The sequence below is a fragment of the Enterobacter sp. AG326 genome, assembly GCF_004362415.1.
GTDB classification, from domain to species: domain Bacteria; phylum Pseudomonadota; class Gammaproteobacteria; order Enterobacterales; family Enterobacteriaceae; genus Enterobacter; species Enterobacter asburiae.
Map to the genome: position 1 here is coordinate 1 of NZ_SNXG01000009.1, position 25,355 is coordinate 25,355.

The window sequence follows — 25,355 nt, forward strand, 5'->3', positions numbered from 1 at the left end:
TTAATGAAATCTAAAATATATTTGAGAGTATCCTTCTGTCCTGTATGAGAAAGATGTATTTTGCACAGCCATTCCAGATAGTTAGCTATGGTTGTAATCCGAAAGTACTTAGTTGGTTTTTTGACATTTGAACTCCTAAAATTATCATCCTCGCCATCTCGGAAATTGAATGAAGTGAATTCAATCAAATCTTCAATTTCATGAGGAGCCAGAAATATTTTTTTCTGAATTCTTTCATCAATATTGATCTCTTTCCTCATAAAGAATCGATATAACAATGAAATGCTACCGGCAATAACCTTCATTGTTGATATAGACTCTGACCGATTCCTGACCTGTGTTGTTATATACAAGTTAGGATAATACAATGGTTCACCAGTATTTTTATTTACAATATGACAATATCTCTCACCATTTTCGAACATAAAAGAATCCACACAAATACTACGCATATTTTCCTCCTAAACCTTACAAAAAGTATAATTCCAATATATTAATAATAAGCATTTCGTAGATTTACAAATTTATTTGAATCGATTAAGTCATTTAGTTAAATTAAAACAGTGAGATAGACGAATATTCCTGTCAAATTATCATCTGGTAGATCTAGTTAATATTATGTACACCTAATACTTCGGAAACTATCTCACTGCCTTGCTAATAAACGGCAACCAAAATAATGTAAATTATTTTGTAAGGTTTTAAGCCAAAATATGGGTCCAAACTTTACATTTTTACAAAAGAGTTTTCAGCCCAATCTGGTATTGAATTATTCGCTTTGAAAGATTTCTAATTTCAACGGGACATTTAATTAGCGAGAACCATGTCTCGTAAACATAAAACTGCTTGAAAATATCAAGCTCAGAGATTGAGTCTAAAGGTTCTCTCAAATTTCCTACAAGGTACTGACTGAGCCAGTAAATGATTTCTTTATTAAATTCGTTATTGGGTAAATCATAAATTGCTCCGGGTTCGAAGATCTTGTAAAAAAGATCATCGCCTAAATTGCACATATGGTTATCTTCACTCACAAATTCTTCGATATTCATAACATGTCTCCCCAAATTAACTAAGCAACATTATTTCGACTTGTTTCGATAACTGATTGAATCCACTCGTCAACTTCACTCTCGACAAAAGCAACGGCACGAACACCGATCTTCACTGGTGCCGGAAACCGACCTTCACTGATCAGACGATAGATCCAGGCTTTGCCGAAACCAGTTCGTTTCAAGACTTCTGGTAAACGAATTAAGCTTTGATTGATTGTATTCATTTGGCTGTCTCCTCCGTTTCCGTTACGGAGATATTAGCCACACAGATTTGTATCTATGAAGGGAATGCTGATAACTGAAAAGTTAGATGAGGGAAGAATGAAAGGAAATTCCGGGGAAGAAAAATATTTACGCCCTCCCCTTGACAATTAACATGATGATTTACAACTAGAAAGAGCCGAGTTCAGAAATCGGTATGTTGAGGAGATGGCTGTTTTTGCTGATAAAATATTCGAGACTACGGGTTGTTTCTCCATTCAATGACTTCTCTGCAACAGGCCTGTCTGTATCTTTAATGTGATCTTCTCCTCTGATCTCACTTGTAAAGTCGGGATACAAGACACGAGACAAGACCATATTTGAGATTTTTACTTTTTTAAATTTTGCCCAAATCAATAGATCCATCATTGGGATAATATTGTAATCGACAAGTTTTCTTATCTTTGCCAGTCCAATTTTTTCTGTTTTGACTGGCTCAATTTCATATTCTTTCCTGAGAATGGGTAGCATCGTTTGTAAGGCTGTTATAATTTCTTCATCGCTGGACATTCCTAAATCAAATGAAACATACATCTTGCTGCTATTTTGGTTCAAAAAAAAGTCTCTCATAGTTTTTGTTATTGGTTTCTTTTTCAATTCTTTTTTGAAATCGCCATTTTCTTCAAAAAAATCCATGCTAAACATCATTAACTTGTTCTCTAATTTTTTTATATCACCAAAGCTAACCTGAGCAACATGTCTTTGGCCCTTGCCAAAAAGGCCATGATTATTATCTTGTCTGCTTAAAATAGGATTACCTTCAAGGATAGACCTTAAATTTTGATTATCATCTTCCCATCCAAAATTTACACTGTCGAAAATCGCTTCTCTAAAGGCAAGCTCAGTATGCAGTTCTTTGATTGTTAGTGATTTTAACTGCTCATAGTTTTCGAGACTAAACCAGCTTTTTAATTCTTCATAAGGGCTTACTACTTTCATTAATCCCTCCACTGTATTCAAAGCTTGAATGAGTTAACACTGCTTATTTGAATTAATTCTCCCTTAACAAGGTTGATAAGGGAGAACGATTAATTAACTATTTATTCATAGTTAAGTCTTTTTAAAATCAAATGGTGAAACTTGTCGTATTCTAAGGAGGTCAAGGTAGTCGGCCCACCACTGCAACATAAGCTTTCTCTCATCAAGGTGCTCTGCTTTATGTATGTAGGCAGCACGAACTGAGTTCCGCTCCTGATGGCTCATTTGCCGTTCAACAGCATCTTTCGACCACAAGCCGGATTCAATCAAGGCACTACAAGCCATAGCCCTGAATCCATGTCCACAGACCTCCACGGTTGTGTCATAGCCCATAGACCTCAAAGCCTTGTTTACCGTATTTTCACTCATAGGCTTTCTGAAATCATGGTCGCCAATGAACACAAGTTCATGGTCACCGCTGATCTCTTTAATTTCCATCAACACAGACAATGCCTGACAACTCAAAGGAACAAGGTGTGGAGTTCGCATTTTCGAACCACGGTGCGAATGTTTCACTCCGGGTAGTGGTTCTCGTTCAGAGGGAATAGTCCACATTGCATTCTTGAAATCGATTTCCGACCATCTTGCGAATCTGAGTTCACTGGAACGAATGAAAATGAGCAATGTCAGCTTTACGGCTAACTTCGTGAGTTTTCTCCCCTTGAAACTATCAATTCGTTCTAAAAGTTCTGAGAATCGTTCGAATGGCAAAGCTGGCCTGTGAACTCTTTTAGCTACCGCAATAGCTCCTGCCATCTCCTGGGCAGGGTTGTAATCTATCAGCCCGTTCTGGACAGCATATCTCATTACTGCCGTTGTTCTTTGCTGTAATCGGGAAGCAACTTCCAGTCGCCCAGAAGCTTCAACAGCCTTGATAGGGGCAAGAAGATCTCTGGTATTAAGTTCGGATATTTTTCTTTTACCAATAGCAGTAAAGAGACCATCTTCCATGCTTTTTAGAACTCTTTCGCTGTGGGAATCTGACCATTTCCTTTTACAGGCAGTATGCCAGTCCCTTGCAACAGCTTCGAATGTCAGGGCTTCGCTCTGCTCGATCTTGTCTGCTTTTTTCTTCTCGGAAGGGTCGATACCATCAGATACCAACTTTTTGGCCTCATCTCGTTTCCTGCGAGCTTCACCAAGAGAGACCATTGGATAAACACCCAATGCTAAAACTTTTTGTTTGCCCTCGAAACGGTATTGGAGTCGCCAGTATTTTGAACCATTGGGGTTGATCAGCAGGTGCATACCCTGCCCATCTGTGAGTTTGAAAGGTTTGTCGGAGGGCTTGGTAGTCCTAACTTTGATATCGGTGAGAGCCATCAGTTGATACCTCCAGTGTTGGTACCAAAATCAATCGAACCGGGAATACCATCAGTTATACCATCATCAGTTGGTATATGTTCAAGGAATTGAGTAGACGTGTACAGACTAAGAAAAGCCAGAAACCTGCTTAACTTACTGTTTTTATGGACTAAAGTAGATGTTAGTAGACTTGAAAAAAGCTTTGTATGGTGCCGAAGGCCGGACTCGAACCGGCACGTATTTCTACGGTTGATTTTGAATCAACTGCGTCTACCGATTTCGCCACTTCGGCACTGAAGGGGATGCGGAAACGTTGTGGATTATACCTGTCGCGCGCCGCCATGCAAGCGACGACGCGCTAAACCCGCGCTAAGTGCCCAAAAAACCAGCGTCCTTCGTCACTCCAGCTCAGACACCGCCAGACGAATCACACCCGCCGCCTTCTGCTCCGGCAGCGCCAGCACCTTCGCCCACATCTCCTGCACCATATCGCAGGAGAGCTTCGCTTTGCCCGCCGCCTTCTCCGGCATCTGCAGCTGCTGGATGTCCTCGCCGTACTTATCGGCAAGTTGCTTCATAATCGGCCGCACGTCTTCGACAGCCGCCTCGCGTTCAGCCTGCGTCACGGTGTGACGGTTTTTGCCGTAGGCCGCGCGCATCATGTCGGCGTCGGCCTGCATGCGCCGCGCCATCAGGTCTTTATCCAGCATGCGCATCGGGTTCACGCCGCCCTTCACCGTCGGGTAGAGGAAGCGGAAGCAGGCGTCGTCGCTCACCTTCTGAATGGCGGCGGTCTGCTCCATGTTGATGGTCATGTAGTTCACCACGTTGGCGTCCGGGGCGTTTTGCAGGCGCGACATCTGCAGATGCAGGATCTGCGGCTGGATGGTGTCGATAATGTGCTGCTCCGGCTCGCCGGCCTTTTGCAGGGCGGCCATCTGGTCGAGAATGCGCTGATGCAGCACAGGCTCCTGCTCCTTAATCACCTGCCAGGCGGGCATCGCGTTAAGAGCGGAATCCATCTGCCGTTCCGGAGCGCGCTGCCTGTCGAAGAACACCCAGAACGCCACGGCGGCGGCCACCACAACAACCATCACGGTACGGGTCCACGTTTTATTCATCTCGCATCCTTATCCTTGAGTTATGCCGGTTTACACCGGCACGCCGCTGTGGAAGCGAAACTCGTTGTCCGGTGTCGAGATAAGTGTGGCTTCAATTTCGCCAAAATGCTGTATGCGCGGTGAGATATCGTCGTCGCTCACCTGCTGGGCCAGCGTCAGGTAGTCCTGATAATGGCGCGCTTCCGAGCGCAGCAGCGAGAGATAGAACTTCTGCAGGTCGTCGTCGAGGAACGGGGCCAGCGCGGCGAAGCGTTCGCAGGAGCGGGCTTCGATGTAGGCGCCGCAGATGAGCTTGTCGATCAGCGTCAGCGGTTCGTGGGTGCGCACTTCCTTCAGCATCCCTTTGGCGTAGCGGCTGGCGGTAATTTTGACGTACGGAATGTCGCGGGCCAGCATCGCCTCGCGCACCTGCCAGAAGTGGTGCAGCTCCTCTTTAATCAGCATAACCATGCTGTCGATGAGCGCCTGGCCCCACGGGTCGTCGGTTTTGGGCATCACGCTTTTGCCAATCTGCTTGTGCAGGGCGATGAAGTCCGGCTCCGGGCCGTCGCGGAAGGTGAACTGTTCGTAGGGCTTGAGCCAGTCGAGCAGCGCGTCGGCACCACTTTCGTCGGCGACGTATTTACGCACGAGTAATAACGCGGTCTGGGCGGCCTTGAGCTCGCACACCATGTGGTCGGTGAGCAGCAGCGGCAGGTTCGCCGGGTCGCGGGCTTTATCAATCCATGCTTGCGGGGTCGGGCACTGGAGGAAGTTGAGTACGGGGGCGAGTATCTGCGGGTAATCCATGGTTCTGCCTTGAAAAAGCGGTGGCGCGCGCCACCGCCTGAAACGCTTAGTGACGCACGCCGTCGTCGTCTTCGTCGACGTAATCTTCGTCGTCGCCTTCTTCGCCGTCTTCACCGTTCGGATCTTCGAAGTAGGTTCCCCAGCCGTCGTATTCCACTTCAAACTTCTCGGCCAGGTTCATCAGCTGTTCTACCTGCGCGTCGATAAGCTCCGCCTTCAGCGCGCCTTCGCTCAGGATGTCGCAGCAGATGACGGTGTCGCCCTCTTCCACTTCCAACTCTTCCGGCTCGGTTACTTCGTAACCCAGCTTGAAGGCTTCCACGGCCAGTTTTTCCAGCGCGTCGAAATCATCCGCAGAGAAATGGTGCTCGATGGTGTACAGCGCGTCCGGATCGCTACCGTCTTCCAGCAGTTCTTCAATAATCAGACGCGTCTCTTCGCGTTGCTCTTCCAGGTGTTCCGGGTTTGCCATGGCTCAATCCTCTTTAAAGTGCGGCAGATACTTCTATTTTCACACACGGACGGGTTTGCCTCCACCTTTGTAAGAAAGAATTGTGAAACGGGGTTGCAAATGAATAATTACACATATAAAGTGAATTTTAATTCAATAAGTGGCGTTCGCCATGCGAGGATAAGATGTCCGATTTATACAAGAAACACTTTCTGAAATTGCTCGACTTTACCCCTGCACAGTTCACTTCTCTGCTGACCCTTGCCGCACAGCTCAAAGCCGATAAAAAAAATAGCAAGGAAGTACAGAAGCTTACCGGTAAAAACATCGCGCTCATCTTCGAAAAAGACTCGACCCGTACACGTTGCTCTTTCGAAGTTGCCGCATTTGACCAGGGCGCGCGCGTCACGTATTTAGGCCCGAGCGGCAGCCAGATTGGGCATAAAGAGTCAATTAAGGACACCGCGCGGGTTCTCGGGCGGATGTATGACGGCATTCAGTATCGCGGCCACGGCCAGGAAGTGGTCGAAACGCTGGCGCAGTATGCGGGCGTGCCGGTGTGGAACGGGCTGACCAACGAGTTCCACCCGACCCAGCTGCTGGCGGACCTGCTGACCATGCAGGAGCACCTGCCGGGCAAGGCGTTTAACGAGATGACGCTGGTCTACGCGGGCGACGCGCGCAACAACATGGGCAACTCGATGCTGGAAGCCGCGGCGCTGACCGGGCTGGATCTGCGCCTGGTGGCCCCGAAGGCCTGCTGGCCGGAAGAGAACCTGGTGGCGGAGTGCAGCGCGCTGGCGGAGAAGCACGGCGGGAAGATCACCCTGACGGAAGACGTGGCGGCGGGCGTGAAGGGCGCGGACTTTATCTATACCGACGTGTGGGTGTCGATGGGCGAAGCCAAAGAGAAGTGGGCGGAGCGGATCGCGCTGCTGCGCGGGTATCAGGTGAACGCGCAGATGATGGCGCTGACCGGCAACCCTAACGTGAAGTTCCTGCACTGTCTGCCGGCGTTCCATGACGACCAGACCACGCTCGGCAAGCAGATGGCGAAAGAGTTCGATCTGCACGGCGGGATGGAAGTGACGGACGAGGTGTTTGAGTCGGCGGCGAGCATCGTGTTCGACCAGGCGGAAAACCGGATGCATACGATTAAAGCGGTGATGGTGGCGACGCTTGGGGAGTGATTTAGTCCTCTGCGCGCGGGTGCCCTCACCCCGGCCCTCTCCCACGGGGAGAGGGAGAAAACACTAAAAAACGACAACAAGATTGTCGTTTTTGCTTTTACCTCCATTTCATTGATTTTTCACCCCGAAAAAGGTACGTTTTCGCCTTAATTCCAGCGTGGACATGCCAGCATTATGCCGATTATTCAGTCTGTTGAACGTGCGTTGCAGATCCTCGACCTGTTCAACGAGCAGGCCACCGAGCTTAAGATCACCGACATCAGCAAACTGATGGGGCTGAGCAAGAGTACCCTCCACTCGCTGCTGAAAACCCTGCAGCTTCACGGCTATATCGATCAGAACCCGGAAAACGGTAAATATCGTCTCGGCATGAAGCTGGTCGAGCGCGGCCATTTTGTCGTGGGCTCCATCGATATTCGGCAAAAGGCAAAAGGCTGGCTGACGGAGCTGTCCCAGCGGACCGGGCAGACCACCCACCTGGGGATCCTGGACGGGCGTGAAGGGGTCTATATCGAGAAGATTGAAGGCAAGCTGGCCGCCATCGCCTATTCGCGCATCGGCCGCCGCCTGCCGGTTCACGCCACCGCCATCGGCAAGGTGTTGATTGCCTGGCTGGGCGAGCCCGAGCTGAACGCCCTGCTGGAGGGCTATCAGTACACCACCTTTACGCCCGCTACCCTCGCCTCTCGTGAAGCCTTAATGAGCGCCCTGGCGCAGACCCGCGAGCAGGGTTACGCCCTGGACAGCGAAGAGAACGAGCAGGGCGTGCGCTGCGTGGCGGTGCCGGTGTGGAACCACGAGTCCCGCGTCATCGCCGCACTGAGCCTGTCGACGCTGACCTCCCGCGTTGACGACGCAGAGCTGGCTAATTTCCGCGAGCAGCTTCAGCAGGCCGGGCTCGCGCTCTCGCGCGCGCTGGGCTACCCGGCCTGAGCCGTTAGGCCGGCTCGTAGGTGAAGTAGTCGAAGTCCGCGTGGCAGCCGTCGCCGCTGATGTCCTCGCAGTGCAGCCCCACAAACGCGCCGGTGAAGAAGCCGCGCCCGCCGATGTAGTCGTCCGACAGCTTCCACGCCTCATAGGTGACCGGCACGGCGTGCCACGTCTCGCCGTCGAACGAGTAGCTGTAGCGGTAGACCAGCGTATCCACATCCACCCGCAGCCAGACGCTCTCCGCACCCTCCGGCACCGGAATCGGCTGCTCGTGCAGCGGCCATGACGGCACGTTGTGGTCGAGCTGGATCACCTTAATCGTTCTCCCCTGCCCCTCCTCATAGTCCACAAAGCAGTAGCTCCAGTTTTTGCTGTTGTAGTAGCAGGTCAGCCCCGCGCTCTGCTGGAAGTGGACCGGCGAGAACTGCATCCGCGTTTCTGAACGGAAAGCGAAGTGCTGCCAGCGGCGCGCCACGGTCGACTGGGTAAAGGTCGAGTTGAGCGAGTCGTTGCCGTAGAGCCGTAAATAGCCGGGGCGCGCGGTGAGCGAGCCGAGGGTGTCGTCGAACGGAATGCGCAGGGTCTGCAGCTCCGGGTCAAGCGAACTGGAGTCGAAATCGTCCCGCCAGGTCGTCTGAACGGCAACGGGCTGCTCGGCCACCTGCGGGCCTTTCACGGTCAGCTGCGCGTGCTTGCCGCCTTCCACGTACGGCCAGCCGTCGCGCCATTCAATGCGGGCGATGCCGGTCTCGCGCCCCAGCGGGCAGTAGCCGCGTCCGCCGGAGGCCAGCAGCGGTACGCCGGGCAGGCGCAGCGGGCGGCTGGTGAGATAGGCCATGTACCATTCACCCGTATGCGTCTGCAGCAGCGAGCCGTGGCCGCTCTTCTGCAGCGGGTTCTCCGGCAGGTGCCAGCTGGTCATCATCGTCACGTCCGGGTGCAGCTCGTACGGCCCGTCGATATTTTTGGAACGCAGCACCACGACGGCGTGCTCGTAGCTGGTGCCGCCCTCGGCGACCATCAGGTAGTACCATCCCGCGTGGCGATACAGGTGCGCGCCTTCGGTGTAGCAGAGCGGCGTGCCGGTAAACAGCGTTTTGCGCTCGGGCGAGAGCGTGCCGGTCTGCGGGTCAAACTCCTGCATCACGATGGTGTTGTGCGGGTTGCTGTGGTGGCGAGGCCCCCACGGGCGGTAGATATAATATTTTCGGCCATCGTCGTCGTGAAACAGGGACGGGTCAAACCCGCCGTTGCCCATCGGGATCGGCTCGCTCCACGGCCCCTCGATGGACGGTGCGGTGACGAGGTAGTTGCGGCCGTTTTTCCACGGCGAGTCGACAATCTTCACGTCGGTGTAGAGCAGCCAGAATTTACCGTCGGCATAGCTCAGGCACGGCGCCCAGATGCCGCCGGAGTCCGGGTTGCCCTTCATGTCCAGCATCGACACGCGGTCCAGCGGCGTGCTGACCAGCGACCAGTTTTTCAGGTCGCGGGAGTGGTAGATGCGTACGCCCGGGAACCACTCGAAGGTCGAGGTGGCGATGTAGTAGTCTTCGCCCTGGCGGCACAGGGACGGGTCCGGGTTGAAGCCGGTGAGTATCGGGTTAGTGATTTCCATATTGCCTCCGGTTAATGGGATGCGGCTGTCGCGGCGTCGGGAACGGCCTCGCCCTGCGCCGCGCGGTGTTTGATCAGCTGCTGGCTGATAGCCTCTACGCGGGCATCGGTGAGCTTGTAGAGCGACAGCATGATGAACATGCCCGCGTAGAGCACCACCGGCACCACGCAGAACAGAATTTTGATGGTGGTGAGCACCTCAACCGGCTGCACGCTGCTGCTGGCGGAGTAGTTGACGTACGCCAGGATCCAGCCCACCACCGCCCCGCCAATCGCCAGGCCAATCTTCAGGCTGAACAGGTAGGTGGAGAACACCAGCCCGTCGAGGCGGCGACCGCTGCGGCTCTCCTCGTAATCCACCACGTCAGAGGCCATCAGCCACTGCAGCGGCGTGGTGGTGTTGAAGACGAACAGGAAGAGGATGTTGAGGGCAAAAATCAGCGCGATGTGCTCCGCCGGGGTGACGAAAATCAGCAGGCTGATCAGCGAGTAGGCGACGATGATCCACTTGAAGGCGGTGACGCGGTCGAAGCGGCCCAGCAGGCGGGAGGAGCAGAGCGAGCCGAACATGGTGGCGAGGCTGCCGTAGAGTAAGAACTGGGTCGCCATCTCCGGGTGATCCATCACGTATTTCACGAAGTAGAGCGTCGCCCCGCCGCGCACCACGTTGGAGCAGGTCGCCATCATCTTGAACGCACACATGATGCGCCACTGGCCGTTGCCCAGCAGCAGCCTGAGATCTTTCGCCACCGACGAACCCGGCTGAACCTCAAAGGTGTAGCGCTCTTTAGTCGTGAAGAAGCAGACGTAGAGCAGCACCACGCCGCTCAGCCCCAGCACGCACATGGCGCCGAAGTAGCCCACCTGCTCGTCCCCTTTGCCGATGATGCTCACCAGCGGCAGCGCGATGCCGCTGATGGCGAGCGAGCCCGCCGCCGCCAGGAAGAAGCGCCAGGACTGCAGGGCGTGACGCTCTTTCGGGTCGGCGGTGATGACGCCCGGCATGGCGCAGTACGGCACGTTAACGAAGGTGTAGACCAGGGTCAGGAGAATGTAGGTCACACAGGCGTAGATGATTTTGCCCTGCGCGGAGAAGTCCGGCGTGTAGAAGGTCAACACGCAGACGATGCCGAACGGGATGGCGCCCCACAGCAGGAACGGGCGGAACTGGCCGTGCCGCGTGCGGGTGCGGTCTACCAGCAGCCCCATCAGCGGGTCGGTGACGGCGTCGAGCACGCGGGAGACCAAAAACAGCGTGCCCATTATGCCCGCCGACAGGCCGAAGACGTCGGTGTAGAAATAGGCCAGCAGGAACATCGTGGCCTGCCAGACGAAGCCGCAGGCGGTGTCACCCAGCCCGTAGCCAATTTTGTCTTTCATGGTTAATTGCGTCATCAGAATTACACCCTTATGTAGTGTGCTGAATTACAACATCGTGTTAATGGAGTGTAATGAGCTGTTCAATTAACCAGCAATGGTCATATCTTATTTCCGAATTACGTTATTTTGCTTTTGTGACGCCGACGATATATCTCAACTCATTGTTTATATTGATAAATAACAGAAATGACAAAGCCGTCCGCGGAATATTTCCCGCAGACGGTTTTATCTTAGAAAATAATTAAATGCCGAGCGCTTTTTTACCGGCGTTAATTACCTCAATGATTTTATCGGTGTCATAAATACAGCCTTTCCAGGTGCCGCCGCTCACCGACTGCAGCGCCGCCCACAGCCGGGTGTCGTCCGGCAAAAAGTCGTGGGCGTGCAGGTCCGGGTGCGTCTGCCGCCGCGCCAGCTCGCGCGCGCCCTCCTCCGGCGTCAGCGGGTTGTCCGCCGTGCCGATAAAGTTCACGCTGCCTGTTAACGTCAGGCGGTCCACCGCTATCTCGATGATGTCGTTATCGCGCAGCTTGCCTATCGGCCCGCCCGCCAGCGCCTCCGGCGACACGTGGCCGAAGCAGGCGCCCGTCGACACGCCCGAGAAGCGCGCATCGGTGATGAGCGACACCGTCTTGCCCCACGAAATATGCTTCAGCGCGGAGGTGAGCTGATAGGTCTCTTCCATGCCGGTGCCGGACGGCCCGCCGCCGATCACCACCATGATATCGCCCTGTTCGATCTCTTCCCGCTTGATAGCCTTAATCGCCTGCGCTTCCGAGACAAACACCCGCACCCGGCCGGTGTGGCGGTACACGCCATCTTCGCCCACCACCGACGGGTCGATCGCCGTGGCCTTGATCACCGAACCTTCCGGCGCAATGTTGCCCGTCGGGAAGCAGACCGTCGAGGTCAGCCCTTTCGCCTTTGCCTTCTCCGGCGGCAGGATCACGTCATCAGGATCCACGCCGTCCTGCTCGCGCAGGCACTGGCGGAAGCGCGCCCGGCGCTCGGACGCCTGCCACCAGTCGAGGTTCTCGCCCACCGTCTGGCCGGTTACGGTCATGGCGTCCAGGTGCAGCAGGCCGAGATCGCGCAGGTGGAGCATCACCTCCGGCACGCCGCCCGCGAGGAACGCGCGCACGGTCGGATGATAGTCCGGGCCGTTGGGCAGCACGCTCACCAGGCGCGGCACCCTGCGGTTGACGCGCGCCCAGTGCTCAACGTCCGGGATCGTGCAGCCCGCCGCGTGGGCGATGGCCGGAATGTGCAGCAGTAAATTGGTGGAGCCGCCGAACGCCGCGTGGATCACCATCGCGTTTTCGATGGATTTGTCGGTGAGGATATTCCGCGTGGTGATGCCGCGGTTATCCAGCTGGCTCACCGCGCGCGCCGACTGGCGGGCGATCTCCAGCCACACCGCCTGCCCGGACGGTGCCAGCGCGGAGTGCGGCAGCGCCAGGCCCAGCGCCTCCGCGACCACCTGCGAGGTGCCCGCCGTGCCGAGGAACTGACACCCGCCGCCCGGCGAGGCGCAGGCGCGGCAGCCCAGCTCGGCGGCCTCCTGCAGGGAGAGTTCGTGATTGGCGAAGCGCGCGCCGATGGTCTGCACCTTGCCCGCGTCCTCCCCGACGGTCGGCGGCAGCGTCGCCCCGCCCGGCACCAGAATGGTCGGCAGATTGTGCATCGAGGCCAGCGCAATCATGGTGGCGGGCAGCCCTTTATCGCAGGTTGCCACGCCGATCACCGCCCGGCGCGTCGGCAGGGATCGGATCAGGCGGCGAAACACGATCGCCGCGTCGTTGCGGTATGGAAGGGAATCGAACATGCCGTGCGTGCCCTGCGAGCGCCCGTCGCACGGATCGCTGACGAAGGCCGCAAACGGGATCCCGCCGCTGCGGGTGATCTCCTTCGCCGCCGCCTGCATCTGCATGCCGATCTCCCAGTGCCCGGTGTGGTAGCCCAGCGCGATTGGGCGTCCGTCTCCGGCACGGATGCCGCCCTGGGTGCCGATGATCAGCACCTCTTTGCCGGTCAGCCTGTTGGCGTCCCAGCCCATCCCGGCGTTCTGCGTCATGCCGAACAGGTTGCCGCTGGGGGATTCCATCAGCATCTGCGGGGTCAGCGGCAGCGCGCCCTGCGGCCCCGCCGCGTGCGTGATCACCGCATAAAACGCGTCGTCCTGTGGGGTGAAAATTTTCTCAATGGTCATCGTTATCGTCCGGCTCAGCAGAGCTTGAGCTGTTGCAGCAGGGTTTTCAGCTGCGCCCTGCGCGGCTCGTCCAGCGGCGAGGCGGGCGGCAGCACGTGCGTGGAGACAGGGCGACCGCAGAGCACGATCGCCTCTTTAATCACGTTCACAAACGGCGTATCCAGCTGATACATCTGCGGAATTTGCAGTAAGGTTTGATGATACTCAGCCGCTTTCGCCACGTCCCCGTCGCGCCAGGCTTTCAGAAGATTCACCGAAACCTGCGGTGCAAAGTTACCGCTCGCCGAGATCGCCCCGTCGCCGCCGAGCAGCAGAGTATTAAAGAGGTGATCGTCGTAGCCGCAGAGCACCGTGAAGCGCGGATGGGCGCCTTTGACGGTATGGATCATGCTGCGCAGGTGGGCGACGGAGTCGATGGTGTCTTTGATGCCGATAATATTGCGGCGCGAGTCGGCAAGGGTTTTTACCAGCGCCGGAGTCAGATCCTGCCCGGTTAGCGCCGGGAAGTTATAGAGCATCACCGGCAGCGTGACGCTGTCGGCAACCTGCTCGAAATAGCGGATCAGGTTCGCTTCCGACACTTTCCAGTAGTAGGGGTTAATCACCACGATGCCGTCCGCGCCCGCCTGCTGCGCGTGCTGGCTCAGTTCAATGGTTTCCCGGGCGTTGGTGCCGCCGGTGCCGATCAGGACCGGCACGCGACGATCGACATGATCGATAGCAAAGCGGGCAATGGTTTTACGCTCTTCGGCGCTCAGCTGGGAGAACTCGCCGCCGCTGCCCAGGAAGAACAGGCCGTCAACGCCTGCTTTTATGAGATCGTCGATTAGCGCGGCGGTACCCGGCTTATCGAGCTGGCCGTCGGCGGTAAAAATGGTGGAGACAGGGGGAATGATTCCCGTGAACAACGCGGACTGCGGCATGAGATCTCCTTGCTGAATCATTTTGTTCTACATTATAGAACAGCGTTCATTAATTTAACGATCATACTATGACGCAGAAAAAGCGCAGGTAAATGGGAAGGGAAGAGGGAGTGCGGGAAATTTAAGCTGGATCACATTATGCGTGGGTGCGGTCTGGTGCCCTCACCCCTGCCCTCTCCCACAGGGAGAGGGAGTAAACCCGTTTAACCGATCAGCATCTTCACCACTATCTTACGCACATGTGCAGGCGTCCCAACCGCGCACAGCGGCTTATGCACTTCGCCCGGCCAGAACACTACAAAATCCCCTTCGCTAAGCACCACGGTTTTCTCCTGCTCGCCTTCCGGCAGGAACGCGATGTCTTTGTCCGCCAGCCAGTCGGTGTCCGGCGCGCCGTGCGGCAATGTGCTGAAGGTCATCCCTTCCTCTCCTTTCATCACGATCTGGATATCAAGGTAGCGCGCATGGTACTCGGCGCGGCGCTCGGCGAACGGCTGGGTCATGTCTTCAGAGACCAGATAAAAGAGGCTGTTGCCGTTGATGTCGTGTTTGCCGAGCGGCGTGGCGTCGGTGACGTGGGCTTTAACGTGCTCAATGGCCTGGCGCAGCGCGTCAGGCAGCCAGGGTTGCAGATGGTGGATGTTGCCGATAATCATGTGAAATCCCTCTATGTAAAACAACGTTTCATTTTTATCTTTTATACGAGAGTTAAGACTGCCATACCAGCCCTTTTTCGAAGAGGTTTGCGCGAGCGCATGTTTATCGGGAAAGGTGTTAACCCACTGTTAATCCTGTCCAGGCAATTATGCAGGGGTTATGCATAACCTCGATCCGCGCTTATCGCATGGCTGTTCTAACCTCTTGATCATGCTCTCTAATTAACAAAACCCGTTGCCGCCTCACACTTTACTGTTTTGATAATTTGCTCTAAAAAACCATAATTATTTATTGATTTTTCTTAAGTCAAAAATAGTTAATTACGTTAATTGCATAGCCATTCTTGCTTATAATATTTATCATTTAAAATCAGCCACATAACAACATATTTCAAAAGATTAAAATCTACAAAACAATAACAACCTCAAATAATGCCACCGGATCCTGCTTAGCTATTCACCCCTTAATAATATGAAATTAATCATTATCTGATGCGAATCATGCAAATGAAAATAAACCGCTAAATATCCGGTTTCGCGTGAGCAATATCACAATACGGATTATTTAACTGCCTAGTATGAATCACGAAATCAATTGAGCTTAGCCGTCATGAAATTAAATACATCACATGGCGCATGCCCTTTTTATTCTGAAAAACAGTTAAAGGAATAATTATGGAAAAGCATTACGTCGGTTCTGAAATTGGTCAATTGCGTAGCGTTATGCTGCACCGCCCAAATTTAAGTCTGAAACGTTTAACGCCATCAAACTGTCAGGAGCTGCTTTTCGATGACGTGCTCTCGGTTGAGCGGGCGGGTGAGGAGCATGACATCTTCGCCAACACGCTGCGTGAGCAGGGTGTGGAAGTCCTGCTGTTGACCGACCTTTTGACACAAAGCCTTGATATTGCAGAAGCGAAAGCCTGGCTGCTGGATACCCAAATCTCCGACTATCGCCTCGGTCCAACCTTTGCCGGCGACGTGCGCGGCTGGCTGGCGGATATGCCGCACCGGGAACTGGCGCGCAGACTGAGCGGCGGATTAACCTACGGCGAAATTCCGGCGGCGATTAAAAATATGGTGGTGGATACCCACACGGCGAATGATTTTATTATGAAGCCGCTGCCGAACCATTTATTTACCCGCGACACCTCGTGCTGGATTTATAACGGCGTCTCTATTAACCCCATGGCGAAACCGGCCCGTCAGCGTGAAACCAATAACCTGCGGGCAATATATCGCTGGCACCCGGCATTTGCCGACGGCGATTTTATTAAGTATTTCGGCGACGAGAATATTAATTACGACCACGCCACGTTAGAAGGCGGCGACGTACTGGTGATTGGCCGCGGGGCGGTATTGATCGGCATGTCCGAGCGCACGACGCCGCAGGGCGTGGAGTTCCTCGCCAACAGCCTGTTCAAACACCGCCAGGCCGAGCGCGTGATCGCCGTTGAGCTGCCAAAACACCGCTCCTGCATGCACCTCGACACCGTCATGACCCACATCGACGTGGACACCTTCTCCGTCTACCCGGAAGTGGTGCGCAAGGACGCCCAGTGCTGGACGCTCACCCCGGACGGACGCGGCGGCCTGCTGCGCACCCAGGAAACCGACCTGCTGCACGCCATCGAGAAAGCGCTCGGCATTAACCAGGTGCGCCTGATCACCACCGGCGGCGACGCCTTTGAAGCCGAACGCGAGCAGTGGAACGACGCCAACAACGTGCTGACCATCCGCCCGGGCGTGGTGATCGGCTACGAGCGCAACGTCTGGACCAACGAGAAGTACGACAAAGCGGGCATCACCGTGCTGCCCATCCCGGGCGACGAACTCGGACGCGGCCGCGGCGGCGCGCGCTGCATGAGCTGCCCGCTGGAACGCGACGGAATTTAAAGGAGCCATCATGGAACGAAAACCCACTCTGGTTGTGGCCCTGGGCGGCAACGCGCTGCTCAAGCGCGGCGAGCCGCTGGAAGCCGAAATCCAGCGCCAGAACATCGAGCAGGCCGCCCGCACCATCGCCGGGCTGACGGAACAGTGGCGCGTGGTGCTGGTGCACGGCAACGGGCCGCAGGTCGGGCTGCTGGCGCTGCAGAACAGCGCCTACGACAAAGTCACGCCCTACCCGCTGGACGTTCTCGGCGCCGAAAGCCAGGGAATGATTGGCTACATGCTCCAGCAGGCGCTGAAAAACAATCTGCCGCAGCGCGAGGTGAGCGTCCTGCTCACGCAGGTGGAAGTGGACGCTGCCGACCCGGCCTTCAGCAACCCGACCAAATACATCGGCCCGGTGTACAGCGAAGCCCAGGCGAAAGCGCTGGCCGCGGAAAAAGGCTGGGTGTTCAGGGCCGACGGGAGCTACGTCCGCCGCGTGGTGCCGTCGCCGCAGCCGAAGCGTATCGTCGAGAGCGACGCCATCACGGCGCTGATCCAGCGTGACCACCTGGTGATCTGCAACGGCGGCGGCGGCGTACCGGTAGTGGAGAACGCCAACGGCTATCGCGGCATTGAGGCGGTGATCGACAAAGACCTCTCCGCCGCCCTGCTGGCGAGGCAGATCGAGGCCGACGCCCTGCTGATCCTGACCGATGCCGACACGGTGTACCTCGACTGGGGCAAGCCGACCCAGCGCCCACTGGCGCAGGTGACGCCGGAGCTGCTCAGAGGCATGCAGTTCGACGCCGGATCGATGGGCCCGAAAGTGGCCGCCTGCCGCGAGTTTGTTGAAGCCTGCAACGGCATGGCCGGGATCGGCGCGCTGGCCGACGGCGCGGAGATCCTGGCGGGCGAGAAAGGCACGTTGATTCGTAACTGAGTCGTTTTCCCCTCACCCTAACCCTCTCCCTAAGGGAGAGGGCCGGGGTGAGGGCATCAGACAGCTAAATTTTTAAAAGGATTTCCCAGATGACCATCAACCTGAAAAACCGCAACTTCCTGAAACTGCTGGACTACACCCCGGCGGAGATCCAATACCTGATCGACCTCGCCATCGAGCTGAAGGCCGCCAAAAAAGCCGGACGTGAAAAGCAAACCCTGGTCGGGAAAAACATCGCCCTGATTTTTGAAAAAACCTCCACCCGCACCCGCTGCGCATTCGAAGTGGGTGCGTTCGACCAGGGCGCGCAGGTGACCTACCTCGGCCCAAGCGGCTCGCAGATCGGCCATAAAGAGTCGATGAAGGACACCGCCCGCGTGCTGGGCCGCATGTATGACGGTATCGAATACCGAGGCTACGGCCAGGCCATCGTTGAGGAGCTGGGCGAGTACGCGGGCGTGCCGGTGTGGAACGGCCTGACCGACGAGTTCCACCCAACGCAGATCCTCGCCGACCTGATGACCATGCTGGAGCACGCGCCGGGCAAAACCCTGCCGGAGCTGAGCTTTGCCTATCTCGGCGACGCGCGCAACAACATGGGCAACTCGCTGATGGTCGGGGCGGCCAAAATGGGGATGGATATCCGCCTCGTCGCGCCGAAATCCTTCTGGCCGGAAGCCGGGCTGGTTGAGCAGTGCCGCGCCATCGCGAAAGAGACGGGCGCGCGCATCACCCTCACCGACGACGTGGAAGAAGGAGTGCGGGGGACCGATTTCCTCTACACCGACGTGTGGGTCTCCATGGGCGAGCCGAAGGAAGCCTGGGCCGAGCGCGTCAGCCTGATGAAGCCGTATCAAATCAACGCGGACGTGATGAAAGCCACCGGCAACCCGAACGTCAAGTTCATGCACTGCCTGCCGGCGTTCCACAACGAGCACACCAGGGTGGGCCGCGAGATCGAGATGGCGTACGGCCTGAAGGGGCTGGAGGTGACGGAAGAGGTCTTCGAATCACCGAACTCCATCGTCTTCGACGAAGCAGAGAACCGCATGCACACCATTAAAGCGGTCATGGTGGCGACACTCGGCGACTAATCACCGCCCGGCGCGCCGCGGGGTGCGCCGGGTTTAAGGAGCACATCATGGGCAAGTTTAAGTTTCCCTCCGCTTACACCATTCTCTTTTTCCTGATTGCCGTTGTGGCGGCGCTGAGCTGGGTCGTCCCCGCCGGTCAGTACCAGATGGCGATGAACGAAACCCTCGGTAAAGAAGTCCCGATTGCCGGAACGTACGCGCACGTGGCGGCACATCCGCAGGGGCTGGTTTCCGTCCTGATGGCGCCCATCGCCGGGCTGTACGATCCGGTCTCCGGCCAGGCCGGGGCGATCGACGTCGCGCTGTTTATCCTGATCATCGGCGGTTTTCTCGGGATCGTCACCAAAACCGGGGCGATTGACGCCGGGATTGAACGCGTCACCACCCGGCTGCGCGGACGCGAGGAGTGGATGATCCCGATCCTGATGGCGCTGTTTGCCGCGGGCGGCACGATTTACGGCATGGCTGAAGAGTCGCTGCCGTTCTACACCCTGCTGGTGCCGGTGATGCTGGCCGCCCGGTTCGATCCGGTGGTCGCCGCCTCTACCGTGCTGCTCGGGGCGGGGATCGGCACCCTCGGCTCCACCATTAACCCGTTCGCCACGGTGATCGCCGCCAACGCTGCCGGGATCCCCTTTACTAACGGCATTGCCCTGCGCGTGGCGCTGCTGGTCATCGGCTGGATCATCTGCGTAGCGTGGGTGATGCGCTACGCCCGTAAGGTGCGCCAGGATCCGTCGCTGTCGATCGTCGCAGACAAACAGGAAGAGAACCGCGCCCATTTCCTCGGCGACAAGGGCGAACAGTCGCTGGAATTCACCCCGGTGCGCAAAATCATCCTGGTGATTTTCGCCCTCGCCTTCGCGGTGATGATCTACGGCGTGGCGGTGCTGGGCTGGTGGATGGCGGAGATCTCGGCGGTGTTTCTCGCCAGCGCGATTATCGTCGGCCTGATTGCCCGCATGAGCGAAGAGGAGCTGACGTCGACGTTTATCAACGGCGCGCGAGATTTGCTGGGCGTCGCGCTGATTATCGGCATCGCGCGCGGTATCGTAGTCATCATGGATAAGGGCATGATTACCCACACCATTTTGCACAGCGCGGAAGGGCTGGTCAGCGGGTTGTCCACGGTAGCGTTTATCAACGTGATGTACTGGCTGGAGGTCGTGCTGTCATTTCTTGTGCCTTCTTCATCCGGCCTGGCCGTTCTGACGATGCCGATCATGGCGCCGCTTGCCGATTTCGCTAACGTCAACCGCGACCTGGTGGTGACGGCTTACCAGTCGGCCTCCGGCATCGTTAACCTCGTCACGCCCACTTCTGCCGTCGTGATGGGCGGGCTGGCTATCGCCCGCGTGCCCTACGTGCGTTATCTGAAATGGGTGGCGCCGCTGCTGGGCATTTTAACGGTGGTGATTATGGTGGCGTTAAGTCTGGGTGCCTTGTTGTGATTTGCCGGATGGCGCTGCGCTTATCCGGCCTACGGATCGGTGCGGTGCCACCGGTTATTTCAGGAACTGATATGGGAACTATGATGGATTACGAAGAGTACTCTCCCAAAGAGCAACTACAGCTGACGGTCTGCCAGCGCCTGATCGCAGAAAAGAGCTATCTCTCTCAGGAGGAGATCCGCCGGGATTTGCAGGAGCGTGGTTTTGAGACCATCAGCCAGTCCACCGTTTCACGTCTGCTTAAATTGCTCGGTGTCATAAAAATTCGAAATGCCAAAGGGCTAAAGATTTATTCGCTGAATCCCCAGCTGCGCCCTGCCCCCGACGCCGCGCGTACCGTGTCCGAAATGGTGGTCAGCGTCGAGCACAATAGCGAGTTTATCCTTGTTCATACCGTCGCCGGATATGGCCGCGCGGTGGCGCGTATTCTGGATTATCACCAGCTACCGGAAATTTTAGGCGTGGTAGCCGGCAGCAGTATCGTCTGGGTCGCTCCCCGGGTCGTGAAGCGCACCGCACTGGTGCATAAGCAAATTAATTATTTACTCAGAACGCATTAATATTCATAAAGAACCGTTTGCATTGAGTAAAGCGTGCATTAAATCGCTTGATCAGAAAAGCGAGCTGCGTATAATGCCCGACAATTTGCCGGGAGGAAGCATGGTCAAGCGTGTACGACATAACGTCTTACCGCGTCTGAAATCAGACGCTGGCCTGCCGTTTTTCTTCCCGTTGCTAAACCTATTCCCAGAGCCCCTCATTTGAGGGGCTTTTTTTTGCCCGGCGTCAGGAGATAAACATGAATCCGCTTTATCAAAAACACATCATTTCCATAAACGACCTCAGCCGCGAAGAGCTGGAACTGGTTCTGGAAACCGCGGCAAAACTGAAGGCCAATCCGCAACCGGAGCTGCTGAAGCACAAGGTGATTGCGAGCTGCTTCTTCGAAGCCTCGACCCGCACCCGCCTCTCCTTTGAAACCTCCATGCACCGCCTGGGCGCGAGCGTGGTGGGCTTCTCGGACAGCAGCAACACGTCGCTGGGTAAAAAAGGCGAAACCCTGGCGGATACCATTTCAGTGATCAGCACCTACGTCGACGCGATTGTGATGCGTCACCCGCAGGAGGGCGCGGCGCGTCTGGCGACCGAGTTTTCCGGCGGCATTCCGGTGCTGAACGCCGGTGACGGTGCCAACCAGCACCCGACGCAGACCCTGCTGGATCTGTTCACCATTCAGGAGACGCAGGGCAAGCTCGAGAACCTGAATATCGCCATGGTCGGCGACCTGAAATATGGCCGCACCGTCCACTCCCTGACCCAGGCGCTGGCGAAATTTAACGGCAACCGCTTCTTCTTCATCGCGCCTGACGCGCTGGCGATGCCGCAGTACATTCTCGACATGCTGGATGAGAAAGGCATTCAGTGGAGCCTGCACGCCAGCATCGAAGAGGTGATGAGCCACGTGGATATTCTCTACATGACCCGGGTGCAGAAAGAGCGTCTGGACCCGTCCGAATACGCCAACGTGAAGGCGCAGTTCGTGCTGCGCGCCAGCGACCTCGAGGGGGCGCGCGACAACATGAAGGTGCTGCATCCGCTGCCGCGCATCGATGAGATCACCACAGACGTGGACAAAACGCCGCACGCCTGGTACTTCCAGCAGGCCGGAAACGGCATCTTCGCCCGCCAGGCGTTACTGGCACTGGTTCTGAATCGCGAATTGGCACTGTAAGGGGAAACGACCATGACACACGATAACAAACTCCAGGTTGAAGCCATCAAGCGCGGCACCGTGATTGACCACATCCCTGCGCAGGTGGGCTTTAAGCTGCTGACGCTGTTCAAACTGACCGAAACCGACCAGCGCATCACCATCGGCCTGAACCTGCCGTCGGGCGAGATGGGCCGCAAAGACCTGATTAAAATCGAGAACACCTTCCTGACCGACGAGCAGGTCAACCAGCTGTCGCTGTACGCGCCGGACGCCACCGTCAACCGCATCGACGAGTATGAAGTGGTCGGCAAATCCCGTCCGAGCCTGCCGGATCGTATCGAAAGCGTGCTGGTCTGCCCGAACAGCAACTGCATCAGTCACGCTGAGCCGGTTTCTTCCAGCTTTGCAGTGAAAAAACGCGCCGATGACATCGCGCTCAAATGCAAATACTGCGAAAAAGAGTTTTCTCATTATGTGGTGCTGGCCAACTAATTGAGGTTGGTAATGAAATCCCGGCTGTTATAATGGCCGGGAACATTCTTAACGCTGTAATTCTGGAGAAAACATGAGCAAAGTACTCGCGACGGAAAATGCACCAGCGGCTATCGGCCCTTACGTTCAGGGCGTTGATCTGGGTAGCATGATCATCACTTCCGGGCAGATCCCGGTGAACCCAAAAACCGGCGCGGTGCCGGAAGACGTCGCGGCACAGGCGCGTCAGTCGCTGGAAAACGTGCAGGCCATCGTTGAATCTGCCGGTCTGAAAGTGGGCGACATCGTCAAAACCACCGTTTTCGTGAAAGATCTGAACGATTTCGCGACCGTTAACGCCACTTACGAAGCGTTCTTCACCGAGCACAACGCCACCTTCCCGGCGCGCTCCTGCGTGGAAGTGGCCCGTCTGCCAAAAGACGTGAAAATTGAAATCGAAGCGATTGCGGTACGTCGCTAATTCGCTTTGGCGATAAAAAAAGGCAGCCCAGGCTGCCTTTTTTGTTGCTTGCTACTGATTCCGCGTCGCCCTGAGCAGCGTCTCCAGCGGATACACCGCCGCAATCACCACCTCGTCCTGGACCTTCGCCGCGTTATCCAGCTCGCTCTGAATCGAGGCTATCTCTTTATCATCCAGCGTGCCCTGGCGCGCGACCAGATCCGTCAGCCGCAGGCCAATGGAGGCCAGCTTATCCACCTCCTGGATCACCGGCTTCATCGCCTTCAGCTGATAGCTGTTTTCGCTTAACGCCAGCGCGTCGCTGGTGTTGCTCTGCCAGCGGTTAAAGACGTGGCGCAGCGCGTCGGCGCTTTCCGCGTCTTCCGCATCGCTCACCAGGCGGTCCGCCCATTTTTTCATCTGGCGCACGGTGGCGCTTTCGGCGTTAAGCGCATCGGCGAAGCGGTTGAGCGGTTCGAACTGATGATAATTTCCCGCCTGGAACTTCAGGTGCTGGCGGGTGTAATACTGCGCGGGCTCTACCGCCTGAGCGAGGATCTGCAGCGGCAGCGTGTCGGCATTACCGGCGAGGCGCGTGAACTGCACCTGCTGCTGGGTATGCTGCTGCAGCCCAACCGACACCGTCGACCAGCTGTCCATCGCCTGCAGGCGGGTGTACATGTTGTCGACGTCGTTGACGTCCTGCGCGGACCAAAGGCGCTCCGCCACCGCGAAGGTGCGCGGCCACAGGCGGATATCCAGAACCGGCGCCACCACGTTCTCCGCCCACAGCGCGGCTTCCCCGCCGAGCAGGTTGGCCTGATTCGCCACGTCCGGCACGACGGGCGGAATGCCTTTCGGCACCGCGTCCAGACGCGTGCCGCTGATTGGGTAACGCGTATTCCCCACCAGGAAATAGCCGGTGAGCTTGTCGTTATCAACGGAGACCACAGGGCGCGTCTCGCCCATCCACGTATCGACGGTGAAGGTCACCTGGCTGTCGTCACGCCATTCAATATCCTGCACCGCGCGGCGCGATTTCCCGGCAAAATCAATAAACCCGCGCCAGCCTGCGTCCCCTTTCACCAGCGTGAAGCTCCCCTCCACCGGCTTGCCCTTCAGGCGCGGCATGGAAAAGGCCCAGCTCTGGACGCTGTCCGTGTCTGCAATCACATCCACGCCGTTCAGCCCCTGCGGGACAATTTCGTTGCGGTAGTGATAGGCGGTGGACTGGGGCTGGTCGAGATAGAAACCGGTGGAGAGAATGCCCTTGTAGCCGTTCTGCGCCACCTGCCCCAGCGCGTCCTGGCCCTGCCAGGACTGGATCAGAATGCTTTTCGGCAGGTCGGGATGATAGATCTCGTCCCAGCCGACCATCTGCCGGTGGTGTTTCTCAAGGATCGTTTCCAGCTTGCGGTTGAAATACGCCTGCAGCGCGTGGCTGTCCGCCAGCCTGTTGTCGCGCATGAAATTCTGGATCGCGGCATTCGCTTTCCACTGGCTGTCGTCGACCTCGTCACCGCCGATATGCAGATACGGATCGGGGAAGATCGCCGCCAGTTCGCTGACCATCGCGTCAGCAAAGGCGTAGGTTGCCTCTTTTGTGGGATCTAATACTGGCTTCAGCACGCCCCAGTGGCGCTCCATGGCGTACGGCCCCGGGGCGCTCATCAGCTCCGGATAGGCCACGGCAATCGCCGAGGCGTGGCCCGGCATGTCGATCTCCGGCACCACGCGGATACCGCGCTCGGCGGCGTAACGCACCACTTCGCGCATCTGTTCAGGCGTGTAGAACAGCCCGTCGCTGGCAAGCTGCGTCAGCTTAGGGTAGCGCTTCGAGCTGAAGCGCCAACCCTGATCGTCGGTTAAGTGCCAGTGCAGGACGTTGAGCTTCGCCGCGGCCATGCCGTCGATCTGGCGCTTGATATCCGGCAGCGGAATAAAGTGACGAGCCGAGTCGAGCAGCAGCCCGCGCCACGAGAAGCGCGGCGAATCTTCAATGGTGACCCACGGCAGCGAGGTGTTTTCCGCCCCGTTCTGCATCAGCTGGAGCAGGGTTTCCATGGCGCGCAGCGCGCCGAAGCGGGTGTTGGCGGAGATATCGACGCCGTTGGCATCCACCGTGAGCCTGTAGCTTTCATCGCTGTCCGGCAGCGGCTGCGGTTTTACCTTTTTGGCAACCGCGATGCGGATGGTCGGTTTGTCTGGCTTTTCAGCCTGCGGCTGCAGCGTCCAGCCGGTTTGCAGGGCCATGCGCTGGCGCAGGCGGTTGACGGCGTCGCCCAGATCGTCGCCGCTGACGCTGACAGAGATTTTATCATTAAGCACCAGCGCGCCCTGTGTCGTCGGGCGTTCAACCTTGGCAGGCCAGGGCATTAAGGGGAGATCGCCTGCCGGGGCGGCAAAGGCTGAGGCGCCGAGCATCAGCCCGGCGGTTAAGAGACTGTACCGTAACATGAATGTTCCTTATCTGACGGGCCAAATA

At 56.6% G+C, this 25,355-nt stretch carries 25 protein-coding genes, 1 tRNA gene and 2 pseudogenes; 12 read left to right on the forward strand and 16 right to left on the reverse strand.

Translation table 11 applies throughout. The features are described 5' to 3' along the window. The 9 genes and pseudogenes from DFO52_RS19970 to rraB form a co-directional block, all read right to left on the reverse strand. Positions 1-452: pseudogene (locus tag DFO52_RS19970) on the reverse strand (site-specific integrase); the annotation flags it as partial. Positions 453-734: 282 nt separating this feature from the next. After that, positions 735-1,049: a hypothetical protein gene (locus tag DFO52_RS19975; protein ID WP_133551059.1), complete on the reverse strand. Its 315-nt coding sequence runs from the start codon at positions 1,047-1,049 to the stop codon at positions 735-737. A 20-nt stretch (positions 1,050-1,069) separates the two neighbouring features. Then, positions 1,070-1,276, reverse strand: coding sequence for an AlpA family transcriptional regulator (locus tag DFO52_RS19980; RefSeq protein WP_001092369.1), 207 nt, complete (start codon positions 1,274-1,276; stop codon positions 1,070-1,072). A gap of 166 nt (positions 1,277-1,442) precedes the next feature. Further along, positions 1,443-2,252: a DUF6387 family protein gene (locus DFO52_RS19985; protein WP_133551060.1), complete on the reverse strand. Its 810-nt coding sequence runs from the start codon at positions 2,250-2,252 to the stop codon at positions 1,443-1,445. 111 nt (positions 2,253-2,363) lie between these two features. Then, the gene (locus DFO52_RS19990) at positions 2,364-3,614 is read right to left on the reverse strand and encodes an integrase arm-type DNA-binding domain-containing protein (RefSeq protein WP_133551061.1); all 1,251 of its coding nucleotides are present in this window, start codon (positions 3,612-3,614) and stop codon (positions 2,364-2,366) included. A 189-nt stretch (positions 3,615-3,803) separates the two neighbouring features. Further along, positions 3,804-3,888 (reverse strand) — tRNA-Leu (locus tag DFO52_RS19995). 106 nt (positions 3,889-3,994) lie between these two features. Next, positions 3,995-4,717, reverse strand: a complete 723-nt coding sequence (locus tag DFO52_RS20000; protein WP_133551062.1) for a topoisomerase II — start codon at positions 4,715-4,717, stop codon at positions 3,995-3,997. 30 nt (positions 4,718-4,747) lie between these two features. Next, positions 4,748-5,506, reverse strand: a complete 759-nt coding sequence (miaE, locus tag DFO52_RS20005) for a tRNA isopentenyl-2-thiomethyl-A-37 hydroxylase MiaE (RefSeq protein ID WP_133551063.1) — start codon at positions 5,504-5,506, stop codon at positions 4,748-4,750. 46 nt (positions 5,507-5,552) lie between these two features. Continuing rightward, positions 5,553-5,978 (reverse strand): ribonuclease E inhibitor RraB, encoded by a 426-nt coding sequence (gene rraB / locus DFO52_RS20010; RefSeq protein ID WP_029739283.1) that lies wholly within the window; start codon positions 5,976-5,978, stop codon positions 5,553-5,555. Between the two features lie 99 nt (positions 5,979-6,077). On the opposite strand from rraB, the gene DFO52_RS23335 reads away from it, so the two are divergent. The 3 genes from DFO52_RS23335 to xynR all read left to right on the forward strand — a co-directional run bounded on the left by DFO52_RS23335 (position 6,078) and on the right by xynR (position 8,080). After that, on the forward strand, positions 6,078-6,173 hold the full coding sequence (locus DFO52_RS23335) for a hypothetical protein (protein ID WP_213705005.1): 96 nt from the start codon (positions 6,078-6,080) through the stop codon (positions 6,171-6,173). Beyond that, a complete protein-coding gene (gene argF / locus DFO52_RS20015) occupies positions 6,143-7,147 on the forward strand; it encodes an ornithine carbamoyltransferase (protein ID WP_133551064.1) in 1,005 nt (334 codons plus the stop codon). Before DFO52_RS23335 ends, argF (DFO52_RS20015) begins: the two co-directional genes overlap by 31 nt. A 174-nt stretch (positions 7,148-7,321) precedes the next feature. Beyond that, on the forward strand, positions 7,322-8,080 hold the full coding sequence (gene xynR / locus DFO52_RS20020) for a DNA-binding transcriptional repressor XynR (RefSeq protein WP_133551065.1): 759 nt from the start codon (positions 7,322-7,324) through the stop codon (positions 8,078-8,080). Positions 8,081-8,084: 4 nt separating this feature from the next. Here the strand turns inward: xynR and DFO52_RS20025 are convergent, their stop codons facing one another. From DFO52_RS20025 to DFO52_RS20045, 5 genes are all read right to left on the reverse strand, one after another. After that, complete coding sequence (locus tag DFO52_RS20025; protein WP_133551066.1) at positions 8,085-9,695, reverse strand: glycoside hydrolase family 43 protein; 1,611 nt, start codon at positions 9,693-9,695, stop codon at positions 8,085-8,087. 11 nt (positions 9,696-9,706) lie between these two features. Further along, a complete protein-coding gene (locus DFO52_RS20030; protein WP_133551067.1) occupies positions 9,707-11,089 on the reverse strand; it encodes an MFS transporter in 1,383 nt (460 codons plus the stop codon). Between the two features lie 226 nt (positions 11,090-11,315). Continuing rightward, on the reverse strand, positions 11,316-13,283 hold the full coding sequence (yagF, locus tag DFO52_RS20035; protein ID WP_133551068.1) for a xylonate dehydratase YagF: 1,968 nt from the start codon (positions 13,281-13,283) through the stop codon (positions 11,316-11,318). Between the two features lie 14 nt (positions 13,284-13,297). Next, on the reverse strand, positions 13,298-14,206 hold the full coding sequence (gene yagE, locus DFO52_RS20040; protein ID WP_133551069.1) for a 2-keto-3-deoxygluconate aldolase: 909 nt from the start codon (positions 14,204-14,206) through the stop codon (positions 13,298-13,300). A gap of 203 nt (positions 14,207-14,409) precedes the next feature. Further along, positions 14,410-14,862, reverse strand: coding sequence for a YhcH/YjgK/YiaL family protein (locus tag DFO52_RS20045; protein ID WP_133551070.1), 453 nt, complete (start codon positions 14,860-14,862; stop codon positions 14,410-14,412). Positions 14,863-15,537: 675 nt separating this feature from the next. Here DFO52_RS20045 and arcA point away from each other — a divergent pair. The 5 genes from arcA (at position 15,538) to DFO52_RS20070 (ending at position 20,785) form a co-directional block, all read left to right on the forward strand. After that, positions 15,538-16,758, forward strand: a complete 1,221-nt coding sequence (arcA, locus tag DFO52_RS20050; RefSeq protein WP_045355667.1) for an arginine deiminase — start codon at positions 15,538-15,540, stop codon at positions 16,756-16,758. Between the two features lie 10 nt (positions 16,759-16,768). Then, positions 16,769-17,680, forward strand: coding sequence for a carbamate kinase (arcC, locus tag DFO52_RS20055; RefSeq protein ID WP_133551071.1), 912 nt, complete (start codon positions 16,769-16,771; stop codon positions 17,678-17,680). An 89-nt stretch (positions 17,681-17,769) separates the two neighbouring features. Beyond that, positions 17,770-18,774, forward strand: a complete 1,005-nt coding sequence (gene argF / locus DFO52_RS20060; RefSeq protein WP_133551072.1) for an ornithine carbamoyltransferase — start codon at positions 17,770-17,772, stop codon at positions 18,772-18,774. A gap of 47 nt (positions 18,775-18,821) precedes the next feature. Further along, positions 18,822-20,225 (forward strand): YfcC family protein, encoded by a 1,404-nt coding sequence (locus tag DFO52_RS20065; RefSeq protein WP_029739273.1) that lies wholly within the window; start codon positions 18,822-18,824, stop codon positions 20,223-20,225. 80 nt (positions 20,226-20,305) lie between these two features. Beyond that, on the forward strand, positions 20,306-20,785 hold the full coding sequence (locus tag DFO52_RS20070; protein WP_029739272.1) for an ArgR family transcriptional regulator: 480 nt from the start codon (positions 20,306-20,308) through the stop codon (positions 20,783-20,785). On the opposite strand, the pseudogene DFO52_RS20075 reads toward DFO52_RS20070, so the two are convergent. Then, a pseudogene (locus DFO52_RS20075) lies at positions 20,782-20,906 on the reverse strand (hypothetical protein). The gene DFO52_RS20070 and the pseudogene DFO52_RS20075 overlap by 4 nt on opposite strands. Between DFO52_RS20075 and DFO52_RS20080 the strand changes: the two are divergent. From DFO52_RS20080 to ridA, 4 genes are all read left to right on the forward strand, one after another. Then, the gene (locus DFO52_RS20080; RefSeq protein WP_022646880.1) at positions 20,886-20,990 is read left to right on the forward strand and encodes a pyrBI operon leader peptide; all 105 of its coding nucleotides are present in this window, start codon (positions 20,886-20,888) and stop codon (positions 20,988-20,990) included. The pseudogene DFO52_RS20075 and the gene DFO52_RS20080 overlap by 21 nt on opposite strands. Before the next feature lie 34 nt (positions 20,991-21,024). Next, positions 21,025-21,957: an aspartate carbamoyltransferase gene (gene pyrB, locus DFO52_RS20085; RefSeq protein WP_023310198.1), complete on the forward strand. Its 933-nt coding sequence runs from the start codon at positions 21,025-21,027 to the stop codon at positions 21,955-21,957. 12 nt (positions 21,958-21,969) lie between these two features. Further along, entirely contained in the window at positions 21,970-22,431 is a 462-nt protein-coding gene (gene pyrI / locus DFO52_RS20090) for an aspartate carbamoyltransferase regulatory subunit (protein WP_023310197.1), read from the forward strand. A gap of 73 nt (positions 22,432-22,504) precedes the next feature. Next, positions 22,505-22,891 carry a 2-iminobutanoate/2-iminopropanoate deaminase gene (gene ridA, locus DFO52_RS20095; protein ID WP_008501391.1) on the forward strand — a complete coding sequence of 129 codons (387 nt, stop codon included), beginning with the start codon at positions 22,505-22,507 and terminating at the stop codon, positions 22,889-22,891. Positions 22,892-22,942: 51 nt separating this feature from the next. Here ridA and DFO52_RS20100 read toward each other — a convergent pair whose 3' ends face one another. After that, entirely contained in the window at positions 22,943-25,327 is a 2,385-nt protein-coding gene (locus DFO52_RS20100; RefSeq protein ID WP_133551073.1) for a family 20 glycosylhydrolase, read from the reverse strand. Positions 25,328-25,355: the final 28 nt, after the last annotated feature.

Coding starts and splice junctions, on each gene's coding strand:
- DFO52_RS19975 (WP_133551059.1), bottom strand. CDS start 1,049: ATGAATATCGAAGAATTTGTGAGTGAAGATAACCATATGTGCAATTTA.
- DFO52_RS19980 (WP_001092369.1), bottom strand. CDS start 1,276: ATGAATACAATCAATCAAAGCTTAATTCGTTTACCAGAAGTCTTGAAA.
- DFO52_RS19985 (WP_133551060.1), bottom strand. CDS start 2,252: ATGAAAGTAGTAAGCCCTTATGAAGAATTAAAAAGCTGGTTTAGTCTC.
- DFO52_RS19990 (WP_133551061.1), bottom strand. CDS start 3,614: ATGGCTCTCACCGATATCAAAGTTAGGACTACCAAGCCCTCCGACAAA.
- DFO52_RS20000 (WP_133551062.1), bottom strand. CDS start 4,717: ATGAATAAAACGTGGACCCGTACCGTGATGGTTGTTGTGGTGGCCGCC.
- miaE (WP_133551063.1), bottom strand. CDS start 5,506: ATGGATTACCCGCAGATACTCGCCCCCGTACTCAACTTCCTCCAGTGC.
- rraB (WP_029739283.1), bottom strand. CDS start 5,978: ATGGCAAACCCGGAACACCTGGAAGAGCAACGCGAAGAGACGCGTCTG.
- DFO52_RS23335 (WP_213705005.1), top strand. CDS start 6,078: ATGAATAATTACACATATAAAGTGAATTTTAATTCAATAAGTGGCGTT.
- argF (WP_133551064.1), top strand. CDS start 6,143: ATGTCCGATTTATACAAGAAACACTTTCTGAAATTGCTCGACTTTACC.
- xynR (WP_133551065.1), top strand. CDS start 7,322: ATGCCGATTATTCAGTCTGTTGAACGTGCGTTGCAGATCCTCGACCTG.
- DFO52_RS20025 (WP_133551066.1), bottom strand. CDS start 9,695: ATGGAAATCACTAACCCGATACTCACCGGCTTCAACCCGGACCCGTCC.
- DFO52_RS20030 (WP_133551067.1), bottom strand. CDS start 11,089: ATGACGCAATTAACCATGAAAGACAAAATTGGCTACGGGCTGGGTGAC.
- yagF (WP_133551068.1), bottom strand. CDS start 13,283: ATGACCATTGAGAAAATTTTCACCCCACAGGACGACGCGTTTTATGCG.
- yagE (WP_133551069.1), bottom strand. CDS start 14,206: ATGCCGCAGTCCGCGTTGTTCACGGGAATCATTCCCCCTGTCTCCACC.
- DFO52_RS20045 (WP_133551070.1), bottom strand. CDS start 14,862: ATGATTATCGGCAACATCCACCATCTGCAACCCTGGCTGCCTGACGCG.
- arcA (WP_045355667.1), top strand. CDS start 15,538: ATGGAAAAGCATTACGTCGGTTCTGAAATTGGTCAATTGCGTAGCGTT.
- arcC (WP_133551071.1), top strand. CDS start 16,769: ATGGAACGAAAACCCACTCTGGTTGTGGCCCTGGGCGGCAACGCGCTG.
- argF (WP_133551072.1), top strand. CDS start 17,770: ATGACCATCAACCTGAAAAACCGCAACTTCCTGAAACTGCTGGACTAC.
- DFO52_RS20065 (WP_029739273.1), top strand. CDS start 18,822: ATGGGCAAGTTTAAGTTTCCCTCCGCTTACACCATTCTCTTTTTCCTG.
- DFO52_RS20070 (WP_029739272.1), top strand. CDS start 20,306: ATGATGGATTACGAAGAGTACTCTCCCAAAGAGCAACTACAGCTGACG.
- DFO52_RS20080 (WP_022646880.1), top strand. CDS start 20,886: ATGGTCAAGCGTGTACGACATAACGTCTTACCGCGTCTGAAATCAGAC.
- pyrB (WP_023310198.1), top strand. CDS start 21,025: ATGAATCCGCTTTATCAAAAACACATCATTTCCATAAACGACCTCAGC.
- pyrI (WP_023310197.1), top strand. CDS start 21,970: ATGACACACGATAACAAACTCCAGGTTGAAGCCATCAAGCGCGGCACC.
- ridA (WP_008501391.1), top strand. CDS start 22,505: ATGAGCAAAGTACTCGCGACGGAAAATGCACCAGCGGCTATCGGCCCT.
- DFO52_RS20100 (WP_133551073.1), bottom strand. CDS start 25,327: ATGTTACGGTACAGTCTCTTAACCGCCGGGCTGATGCTCGGCGCCTCA.